Origin of the sequence: Paraburkholderia tuberum STM678, from assembly GCF_902833905.1 — a bacterium.
Taxonomy (GTDB): Bacteria; Pseudomonadota; Gammaproteobacteria; order Burkholderiales; family Burkholderiaceae; genus Paraburkholderia; species Paraburkholderia tuberum.
Map to the genome: position 1 here is coordinate 1 of NZ_CADFGP010000120.1, position 10,280 is coordinate 10,280.

6 protein-coding genes are annotated in these 10,280 nt (G+C 59.7%); 1 reads left to right on the forward strand and 5 read right to left on the reverse strand.

Annotation, left to right across the window (positions count from 1 at the left end):
* Window positions 1–1,024: 1,024 nt before the first annotated feature.
* The 5 genes from HWY30_RS39735 to HWY30_RS39755 all read right to left on the reverse strand — a co-directional run bounded on the left by HWY30_RS39735 (window position 1,025) and on the right by HWY30_RS39755 (window position 8,969).
* Window positions 1,025–2,149, reverse strand: a complete 1,125-nt coding sequence (locus HWY30_RS39735) for a porin (protein WP_244145200.1) — start codon at window positions 2,147–2,149, stop codon at window positions 1,025–1,027.
* 806 nt (window positions 2,150–2,955) lie between these two features.
* Window positions 2,956–3,666 carry a TetR/AcrR family transcriptional regulator gene (locus HWY30_RS39740; protein ID WP_090806468.1) on the reverse strand — a complete coding sequence of 237 codons (711 nt, stop codon included), beginning with the start codon at window positions 3,664–3,666 and terminating at the stop codon, window positions 2,956–2,958.
* Window positions 3,667–4,264: 598 nt separating this feature from the next.
* Window positions 4,265–5,230, reverse strand: a complete 966-nt coding sequence (locus tag HWY30_RS39745; RefSeq protein WP_090806470.1) for an NAD-dependent epimerase/dehydratase family protein — start codon at window positions 5,228–5,230, stop codon at window positions 4,265–4,267.
* A gap of 24 nt (window positions 5,231–5,254) precedes the next feature.
* Complete coding sequence (locus HWY30_RS39750; protein ID WP_090806472.1) at window positions 5,255–6,871, reverse strand: flavin-containing monooxygenase; 1,617 nt, start codon at window positions 6,869–6,871, stop codon at window positions 5,255–5,257.
* A 562-nt stretch (window positions 6,872–7,433) separates the two neighbouring features.
* On the reverse strand, window positions 7,434–8,969 hold the full coding sequence (locus tag HWY30_RS39755) for a class I adenylate-forming enzyme family protein (protein WP_090806474.1): 1,536 nt from the start codon (window positions 8,967–8,969) through the stop codon (window positions 7,434–7,436).
* 270 nt (window positions 8,970–9,239) lie between these two features.
* Here HWY30_RS39755 and HWY30_RS39760 point away from each other — a divergent pair, with 270 nt between their 5' ends.
* On the forward strand, window positions 9,240–9,917 hold the full coding sequence (locus HWY30_RS39760; protein WP_026226497.1) for a nitroreductase: 678 nt from the start codon (window positions 9,240–9,242) through the stop codon (window positions 9,915–9,917).
* Window positions 9,918–10,280 lie beyond the last annotated feature (363 nt).

The following is a 10,280-nucleotide window of genomic DNA, read 5'->3' on the forward strand; positions in this document are numbered from 1 at the left end:
GCGCAACTGGAAATTGAAGGATGAAGTCTGGCTCAATCCGGAGCGCATGCAACCGGAAGAACTAAAGCAGTGCGCATGAGGTGACGCGACAAGTACGTTGACAACCGCCGCAGACGCCTGCGCTTTGAGTAAGCGCACGAGAGTTCGGCCGCACATGTGGGACGTCGCCTGTACCAGGCATATGCTCGTTCTCGCGATCAATAGCATCGCCTAGCGCTGCGAGACCAGAGTTACCCGACGCCCCAAGGAAAGCCGTCTCGGGAAAAGGACCGTGTGACCTAACACAAACACAACGTGCGACGAAAGCAAAGCAGACCGGACGGCAGAAGGTCGCAGCTACGATTAAACCGCCACGCCACAGCGCGACATCGTTCGAGGACAGTGCTCGTCTCGTGCTACACGGTGAAATTTCATTGACGTATTGATTGGGGATCACCAACTGATCAACATGATGAAAAATTGACAAATTGATTTACGTTAAATCGGGGGGCGGCCGACACTAGGACTTCCGGGCCGGAGCCCCCTTTCGTGCCAACTCAGTCGATGTCCCAGGCCTTCACGCCGAAGCGCGCGAGACTGGTCCCGTTGACGCACCTCACTTAACTCCGCGGGATCGGCCGGCCGGAGTGTCATACGGCTGCGGTCAAGCGACCGTCCAGTTTGGAAGCCGTCCCGGGTTAATGCCTAGGCGCTGCCGTCAGGGCCACGTGTCTGAGCCCGTCCGGCTGCCGCGGCTCCGCGAACCGCGCAGAAGGCTTTCAGACGCTCATCCGCACCCGGGATCGCGGGACGAAGAGTAGCGGTTGGGGCGCGAAGTCGGTCGAGCTGCGCGCCACGTTGAACCTCGCGCGCCTGTGGCAAGCCCAAGGCAAGAGTGAGGCGGCACGTCAGCGGCTGGCCGGAATCTATGGCGCTGTCACGGAATGCTTCGACTCCACCGACTTGCGAGAGAGGCGAAGGCGCTGCTCGAAGAGCTATGAGCAGTCTCGCGCAATCGCCACGGTGCAAGCCGGGGCCCCTCGCCTCAGAATTTCGTCCGCATCCCCAACACCCCGAACACTTGCGTTCTCGTGCTGGAAGGCGACAGCGAATAGATCTGTGCGAACTTTGCATCGCCGGCCGCGTGCTGGTAGATGCCGACGAGAAAGAGGTCGGTCCGCTTGCTCAGGAAATAATCGAGCCCGACATTAACCTGGTGCCATTTCGGGTCGACCGGTTGTGGGTGATAGCTGCCTGTTGTATAGATGTAGGCCGCGCCGACGAGCAAGTCGGGTAACACATAGTCCACCAGCGAGACCTCGAAGTTGTTCAGGTCGAGCCTGGACGTATCGAGGTAGTCGAAGCGCGACTTCGTATAGAGCACGGACGCGCTTGCCGCGCCGAACTTATAGGCCCCGCCTGCGCCGAACATCCACTGTTTGGCAACGCCTGCGCCGGTCGCCGGATTAGTGATGAACGGCGAAGTGAAGCCGTAGTCGCCGGAAACGGCGCCGCCGGTGTTATTCGGATCGTTCGGCTTTGTGACCTGGTTATAGGCCGCGCCGAGCGACAGCCCGCCGTTGTGGTACGACACGCCGGCGCTGTAGCTGCTGTTGTCCGAGAACCCGTCAGCCTTGTTCGAGAAGCCATACAGCGCGGCGACTTGCAACCCGCGATAGTCGAGACTCTTGAACTGGACAGCGTTGTTGATGCGGAACGTGTCGAACACGTTATCGTTGTCGCCGATATGAGTGCCGTAAGCGGCGAACTGGCATGCCGACTCGTAGCCATAGAGGGTTGCGGCGCCGAGGTCGTATTGCCGCCCGATCGTGAGCGTGCCGATCCTATCGGACGACAAGCCGACGAACGCCTGCCGCCCGAACATGCGGCCGCCCTGCCCAAGCGATCCATTGGCGATGCTAAAGCCGTTCTCCAGCGTGAAGATAGCATGCAGCCCGCCGCCGAGGTCTTCGGTTCCCTTCAGTCCGAAGCGTGGCGCCTGCATCGGGCCGTTTGCCACGTACCATGAAGCGGCGCCTTTCTGATTATTCGCATAGGCGATGCCCGTCGAGATCAAGCCGTAGAGAGTCACGCTGCTCTGGGCACTCGCCAGCCCGGCGAAGCTCAGTAGGCCCGACGCAACAAGAAGATTGGCCAATTTCGATTTCACGCGTCTGTCTCCATTCCATTTATTTAGTAAGACTGACTACCGTCTCTATGCCGACGGATTCACATTCCGCCGTGTTCTGAACGAGCCGATGACGCCCCCTGTGGTCTATGGCCATCCGGCGCGACATCTGCCGTTCAGTGCGGTTCGCGCGTGCCGGCTTCCGCGCAATTCGTCATCGCCTCAATTGTTTGGCGTGGGCGTAACCGCCCACCTTGCGGCGCAGTACCTAGCCCTCCCTGGCAAGAACGCCATGCATTCTTCGGCAAGTCGCTGAGGGTCAAGAGCGAGACCTTGCTGTGCCACCGCAGCGGGCGTTTGGAAGTCCGGCCCATTGGTAGCTATTAGAGCCTATCGGCGTCCATAAGTAAATTGCAATTCACTTTTGGTTTACCCGAACTGGTGCTGCCAGTAACGACCTGCGAGTTTGTGCTGCGCAGACGCGAAGAATCGGGGGTGAACCGTTAGACACCGCAGCCCGTCGCAATACACGAAGCGCAACGATAGGCGTCAGTCGAAGTTGAGTTGAGCCACGAAAGACGGACTCTGTTCTTGGATGAGGGGAATGTCGGCACGGGCAAGCATCGAAAGCCTCGTGCGACGGATATCCAGGCGGAGATGTGGAGTTCGTGAAGACTGGGCGCACGCCCAGACAATTGGTGCGCGAGTTCTCGAGCCGACAGCAGAGGATCACCAACTGGGTGGCGCAGCCGGACCCCGAAACATCCATGCGCTGAACGCGACTTCGCTCGTCGCCTCCGGCCTCCCATGCATCTCGAGGCCTCAACCACTACATAAGATTCGCCGGCTCAGCCGCGCTCCGATTTTGCACGACGCCGTGCCGGATCGCGGCCGGGTTCCTTGTCTGCGGGAGACGCGGCTGTTGTCTCAGCGGCGCCGCCTCTCACACCGTTCAGGACCAGTCGAGTCAGTACCTCAATAGCCGCCCCGTCATCAATCAGCCGGTCTGGAAAGTCACCGGCGCGCGCAGTCCAGTTGTAGCCGGTGTATTCGAGCATTGAACACAGTGCCGAAGCAATCAGTTCGCTATCGAGCCCGGCGCAATAGCCTTCCTTTTGGAGGAGCTTGATCACGCTCGACATGCCTCGTATGCCCTGTTGCCTCACACCATGCCACGCACGAGCGAACTCGCGATCCGCCATCGACATCTGAAATGCTGCAGTTGCCACAGGCCAGTCATCGCGATAGATCTTCCAGAACGCTCCTAACCGCTCTTTCAGGTGTTCAAGCGGGTCCCCACGCGTGTTCAAAGGGCGGTTTACTTCTGCCTTGAGGCGCGTGCGAAATTCGTCAAGCAGCTCGTGCAGCAGTGCTTCCTTGCTTGGATAGTATTTGTAGAAGGCACCCGGTGAGCGGTTGACGCTCGCCATGATGTCGGCGATTTTCGCGTTCGAAAACCCATCTACTGCCAACGCGCGCTTCGCCGCAAGCTTGATCGCTTCTCGCGTCGTATTGCCCTTCGGTGTCCGCCGGGTCGCCGGCTCGATGAGTTCGTCCATAACGAGAACAATCGCCCATTAGTCTGACCGGCACTTGGCCGGAATATTCGTCAATTGCGGCTTCCCGCTGTTCGACGGCTTTTCGACATCACTCAGTCTCGACGAATCCAGGTCACGCCGGGGGCGCCCGCCCCTCCTCCAGATTCAACGCCCGAGTGCGTGTCAAAGCACCGCCTGAGCCGCATGGATCGGGAGTTTCCGCTGACGTCCCCGGGAAGCGTAATTGTAATTCAGATTCACTTTCGCCGGCATCGAAACCCTACACGCCCTTTCGGCCATGCCGAGAGCGTCTAGCCAGGACTGGCGGGGTAACGGCGGGGACGAACACCGTAGAATTTACTGTTCACTTTTGGAGGTGCGGTGCTTCGATTCGTTACGTCGGGAAAGCCAGCCGCGTGATGGAGTGCTCAGTGCGGTCAACTCCGGCCGGATGGGCAGGCCATCGAAAGTGGCGGCCTCGAGAAACTCGGCCTACCGCGGGAACGTGAGGTCCTCATGCGCGGGCGGATTACTCGGCCACCAAAACTCCGGTGGCCGCCACCGCGCGGGCCGGCGGCCCACTGACCTCATCGCCTTGCGCTGCTCTCAAGCACGAAAATCAGACGTCGTGGGATTGCAGCCATTGCACATAATCAGCAACGCCGGTCGCAACCGACCATCGCGGTTCATAGCCGAGCGCACGCACGCGCGTTATGTCCAGATAGCGTTGGTCGCTCGAAGGCCCATGAGGGTGCAGCGGCAACGGCGGTATCGCGCCTGGGAACAGCACGTTGACTGCATCAGCGAACTCATCCAGCCGCGTGGTTTTGCCACTGCCCACGTTGTAGACCTTGTGCTCCGGGGCAATCGCCTGGTGGACCAGCGCCATGCCGTATGCATGGTCCTTGACATAGTTGAAGTCCCAAGCCATGTCCGCGCATGGCAAGCGCCCTTTGTCCGAGGTCAGATCCATGGCGACGCCGCGCACGGCGGCGTGAACCATCCGCGCGACGACGTTGATCATCTTGTTGTAGAGCGGCCCGTATGTGCCGTCGATTCTCACGATTCGGATGTCGAGGTCCGTCTGGCGCTGAAAGATGGCGGCGATCGCCTCGAGCAACTTCTTGGGCCCAGCCTGAATGTAGTGATGGTCCTTCTGTTCAGTGATGGCGATCGGGCCGGCCTCGCTATACGGATAGTATTTTGAGTCCAGGCCCCAATAGATGTCGCTGGAACTCGTGATCGTCAGCTGTCCGACATTCATGATTCGACAGGCTTCGATCACATTGAGCGCACAAGCCGTTCGTAAATGGACTTCACGCGCCGGCGACATCGATTTTGGGGCATACCCCGACGCGTCGAATACCTTATCGGGCTTGATACGGGCAATCGCATCGAAGACGTCATAGCTGACCGTCAAATCAATTCGTTCCTGCTGCGGGGCTTCTCCGAAAAACTCCCTGAGTTCCGCAGGCGAGCGTTCAGCTCTGGCACCTGCAATCACAATCTCTTCGCCCCTCGCGGCAAGCTCGCGCGCGACATGCATCCCTATGAAGCCAGTACCGCCCAAGACAAGCGTTTTCATTCAGGACTTCCTTTTATCCGTTTTTCAGGAGAGCACGAACCCGCGGTATCCGGCATCGGCCACCTCGTTCAGAATCTTGCGGTAAGCCGGTACCCCGCCCACGTAGGGCATGAAGATTCGAGGCTTGCCGGGAATATTGGCGCCGACGTACCACGAATTGCCGCGTGGGTAGAGGGTGCGATCGGCCACCTCGTTGACGTGGTGAACCCACTCGTTCTCCGCCTCGAGGTCGCAAGCGACGTAGGCCCTTTTGGTCTCACGCGCGTGCTGAATGAGCCGAGTGACCCAATCGACGTGCTCTTCGATGGAGTGCACGACGTTGCTGAGCACCGATGGGCTGCCGGGCCCCGCGATGATGAACATGTTCGGAAAGCCCGCGCACGATACGCCCAGGTAGGTGCGTGGACCGTGCTGCCACCTTTCCCCCAGCGTCACGCCTCCGACTCCGCGGATGTCGATGGCACGCAGCGCACCCGTCATGGCGTCGAAACCGGTCGCGAACACGAGGATGTCCAGCTCATACACTTGGGCGCTCGTGCGCAGCCCACGCGGGGTCACTTCCTCGATCGGCGCAGCCTTCACGTCGACCAGCGTCACGTTGGGGCGGTTGAATGTTTCGTAGTAGCCGGAGTCCACACAAAGGCGCTTCGTGCCGAAGCGCAGCTCCTTCTTAGGGCAAAGCAGCTCGGCCACCTTCGGATCGCGCACGATCGCACGGATCTTGGAGCGCACGAAGTCGGAGACATACTCGTTGGCTTTTTCATTGACCAGCAGGTCATTGAATGCGCGGAGCATCCGGAATCCACCACCGGCACCGCGCCAGCGGAACTCGAACTCGCGCAGCCGCTCCTCTTCTGAAACCTCGAGGGCCGATTTGTCGACTGCCTCCAGATACAGGCCGTTGTTGGCTTCTCTCGCGCGAGCCCGCCGCTCACGGTAGTGGGCCTTGGCATGGCGGACGGCCTCATCGTCGAGCGGCTCGTTCTGCGCCGGCACGCTGAAGTTGGCGGTGCGCTGGAAGACTGTCAAATGGTCGGCCTGCTCCGCGATCAACGGAATCATCTGCACACCGCTAGAACCGGTGCCTATCACCCCTACCCGCTTGCCAGCGAAATCCACGCCCTGTTTCGGCCAATCGGCGCTGTGATACCAGGTGCCGGCGAAGCTGTGCAGGCCCTTGAAATTCGGGGCTTGCGCGATCGAAAGGCATCCAGTGGCCATAACACAGAACTGCGCGTCGAATGACTCGCCCGCGTCTGTCTCCAGGGTCCATCGCTTTGCCCGTTCGTCAAATACTGCCCGCGTCACACGCGTGCGAAACTGGATGTCCCGCCGCAGGTCGAATCGCTCGGCGACGTGGCGGATGTAACGCAAAATTTCCGGCTGTGTCGCGTAGCGCTCGCTCCAGGTCCATTCCTGTTCGAGCTCCTTGTCGAAGGAAAATGAGTAGTCGAGGCTTTCTACGTCGCACCGCGCGCCGGGGTAGCGGTTCCAGTACCAGGTGCCGCCGACGTCCTCGCCGGCCTCGATCACGCGGGCAGTCAGGCCCGCCTTGCGGGCGCGGTGCAACTGGTAGAGGCCGGCGAAGCCGGCCCCGACGATGACGACATCAAGCGACTTTTGTTGATTTGATGCATTCATTCCGGGGTCTTCCGATTCAGGTTGACAAAGCAGTAGCGCGCTGCGATCGCACCTCAGGAGCATCGGGCGTTCGATGCAGCCCGCGCGCGCGGTGATATCTTCGAGCAGCCCTCCCCACGCGGTGCCTAAACACCTGTCCTGAAATCCTCCGATTTCCGTGCACGGTGATGGGTCCAGCGCGGCCCATGAAACGTATTACAATGCATGGCGCACAAAAAGTAAATCCAGATTCATTTATCGGAAACCCTTATTTGAAGTGATGGTAGCTTCGTCGAACTGGCGCTTGGTTAGCCGACCATGCCGCCCCTTCACCGCGGGAGAGTCGCGGCCATGCGTGCAGACCAAAGCGAGAGGCGATCAAGCAACGCGCCATGCGCGCGACATCGATGGCTTTGCCGCCGCGAAGGCCGCGGACGTCATGGCGCAGGCGGATTCAACTCCCGGTGGTCCTACTATTTCAAGATGAAGGAGTCGATCAGCAATGCGTCATACGCCGCAGCCAACTAAGGTCTGAGGACAAGTAACTTCGGTGGGAGAGATTCCGTCCGATGCGGTTTTCCGGCTAACCGGCTCTGCTCTTTTCAGCGGCAAGCCATGCTTCCCGCAGTTGGTTCTTTTGAACTTTGCCGATACTTGAAAGTGGTAACGGCTCGCTGCGGATGTCGTAGCTGCGTGGAACCTTGTAGCCGGCAATCTGCGCCCGGCAATGTGCGTCCAGTTCTGAGATGCTCAAACTCGCGCCAGGTTTCGGAACAACCGCGGCATGCACCCGATCTCCCCAGCGCTCATCGGGCAGACCCAAGACTGCGCAGGCGTCTACCGAAGGGTGCGAAGCCAACGCGTTCTCGACTTCGGCGCAATAGATGTTCTCGCCACCACTGATGATCATGTCCTTTATCCGATCGACGATGTACAGAAAACCGTCCTCGTCTAGATAGCCCGCATCACCGGAATAGAGCCAACCGTCAACGAGCGTCTGGGCGGTCTTCTCGGGCGCCTTCCAATAACCGCGCATGATAGCCGGGCCGCGCAGCAGGATCTCCGCCGCTTCACCCGGTTTGCATGGGCGAGATTGATCGCTCCCAATACGGATCTCAAAGCCGGGCAACGCCTGCCCTGCCGATTTCAGCTTTCCCGCCTTGGGGCCGCTCAAGACATGCCGGTCGGGGGGCAAGCTACAAATGCCTCCGCATGCCTCGGTCATTCCATAGAACTGGTTGATCCGCGCATTGGGAAAGGCCTGCAGCATTCGAGCAAGCAACGCCTGCGATATCGGAGCAGCACCGTACTGGATCGAGCGAATTCGCGATAGAAGCTCGTCATCGCGCTCGGGCCCGTCCAGGACCATCGCAACCATCGTTGGGACGAGCTGAACGTGCGTGACACCATCGTCGCGCAGGCGCCGATAGAAAACCTCCGGCTTGAATTGCGCTATGAAGCTGTGCGTGCCGCCGCCAAGCGTCACAGCCAGCCCATTTGCAAGGTCTCCCAAATGGAACATCGGCGTCGAATGGAGATAGACCGTGTCCTGGTTGTACTCGAGTTCGCGATGCAGGCTCATCGCGGCGAAGCTGAAGTTCAGGTGCGTCAACTCCACTCCCTTGGGCAGTCCGGTCGTCCCCCCTGTGTAGCAGATCCCGGCTAGCGAATTGAGGTCACCGCAAGCATCCTCAACACGCGGGTGCTCGATCATCGCCGCATACCGCGCGTCGTCGAAGCGGATGAATTCCTTTAGAGACGGCAGAACCTCAGCCATCCGCGCTCCGAACTCCTCGAACGACTCGTCACTGAACAGCAGCACGGAATCGGAGTGCTCCACGATGTGACGAAGCTCCTCGAAGGCCAAACGCGTGTTGAGGGGAACAATCACTCCGCCCGCCCACCAGATCGCCATCAGGAGTTCAAAATAGCGAGGCGAATTCCTCGCCAGCGTGGCTACCCGGTCACCACGCTCGAGCCCCGCAGATTGCAGGGCGCCAGCCAGCGCTGAGACTCGTCCCAACAGCTCGGGCCAGGTGCGCCGTTCGTCACCACTGGAAATGGCCAGCCCTTTTGGACAAATGCTCGCCGCTCTGCGCAGCGCTGCCGTCGACATCATAAATGGCGCTCCATGGTCGTAAAAACTGAAGATTCAGTCAAACAGGCGAACCCGGGTTCATGGCCGAAGCCCCGCCGCACATCCGAAGCCGAAAAGGTGGTTTGCCGCAAGCTTGTCCGCTTCCACAGCGAATTGTCTCACCATCCATCCTTAAAAGTAAATTGTGAATTACCGTGGAAAACCCTATCACATTGATGCCGTTGCTCCGTTGCACTGGCCAAGATTTGCGTGTAAATTCTGATTTACTTTAAACAACCATTCTTCAGCGTCATGACCCGCCCGCCGAACACACTAAACGATTTGATTTCTCGTCGACACACCTGCAGAGCCTTTCTGCCGATTCCCGTCGCGCGCAGCACCATCGAGTCCATTCTGGAGGCCGCGCAGCGAACACCTTCGTGGGGCAACGTGCAGCCCTGGCAGGTGACCATCGTTTCGGGTGACGCCGCCGATACATTCCGAGAGGCGTACACCCGCTTCGCTCAGAAAAACGAACCGATTGCGCCCGACTTTGAATTTCCGCAGTCCTATGAAGGTGTCTTGAAAGATCGCCGTCGGGAATGCGGCTGGCGGCTCTATGAAAGCGTGGGCGTCAAAAAGGGCGATCGCGAAGGTTCGGCGCGTCAAACGCTGGAGAACTTCCGTTTTTTTGGCGCTCCACACGTGGCGATCATCACGACCCACCGTTGTCTCGGCACGTACGGTGCCGTCGACGCCGGCGCCTACCTGGCGAACTTCATCCTTGCGGCACAGGATCTTGGAGTAGCCTCTGCGCCGCAAGCAGCCTTGGCCTCGTATCCACAGTTCATACGTTCCCATCTGGGTATTTCCGACGATCGAAATGTGGTGGCAGGCATCTCTTTCGGGTACGAAGACACCGCTCACGCAGCGAACAATTTCAGAACGGGACGTGCTCCGCTCGACGAAGTGGTGACCTGGATCGATTGACGCCGGAGAAAGCGGGAAGCTGCCCCTGCGCGCCGATATCGGCCGTTCCGAACAGCGACCGCATGAACACGAACTCCGATGCGTCGAGACGCTTTTGGGCATGAGGGGATTGACGTCCAGCACCGCTGGGGCGTCGATCAGCGCAAAGCGGCCCTGCGATCCATTCCACGATGTCGGCGAGGTGCGCATAGGTGTTCGTCGTGCAGAACACGAGAGCCGGTGGCGCATTGAGCGACAGCGCCTCGCCCCCTGGCCGGCGATGCCGAATGATCGTATGCGGTCCACCAACGACGCCACTCAGAGGTGCTCTGAGGCGTAAGTTGTGTGGTAGGAAGAAGGGTCAGCGGAGATTGGCGGGCATCT

What these genes read in the sequence shown, in the direction of transcription:
- HWY30_RS39740 (WP_090806468.1), bottom strand. Translation starts at nt 3,666, where the DNA reads ATGGACGAACTCATCGAGCCGGCGACCCGGCGGACACCGAAGGGCAAT.
- HWY30_RS39745 (WP_090806470.1), bottom strand. Translation starts at nt 5,230, where the DNA reads ATGAAAACGCTTGTCTTGGGCGGTACTGGCTTCATAGGGATGCATGTC.
- HWY30_RS39750 (WP_090806472.1), bottom strand. Translation starts at nt 6,871, where the DNA reads ATGAATGCATCAAATCAACAAAAGTCGCTTGATGTCGTCATCGTCGGG.
- HWY30_RS39755 (WP_090806474.1), bottom strand. Translation starts at nt 8,969, where the DNA reads ATGATGTCGACGGCAGCGCTGCGCAGAGCGGCGAGCATTTGTCCAAAA.
- HWY30_RS39760 (WP_026226497.1), top strand. Translation starts at nt 9,240, where the DNA reads ATGACCCGCCCGCCGAACACACTAAACGATTTGATTTCTCGTCGACAC.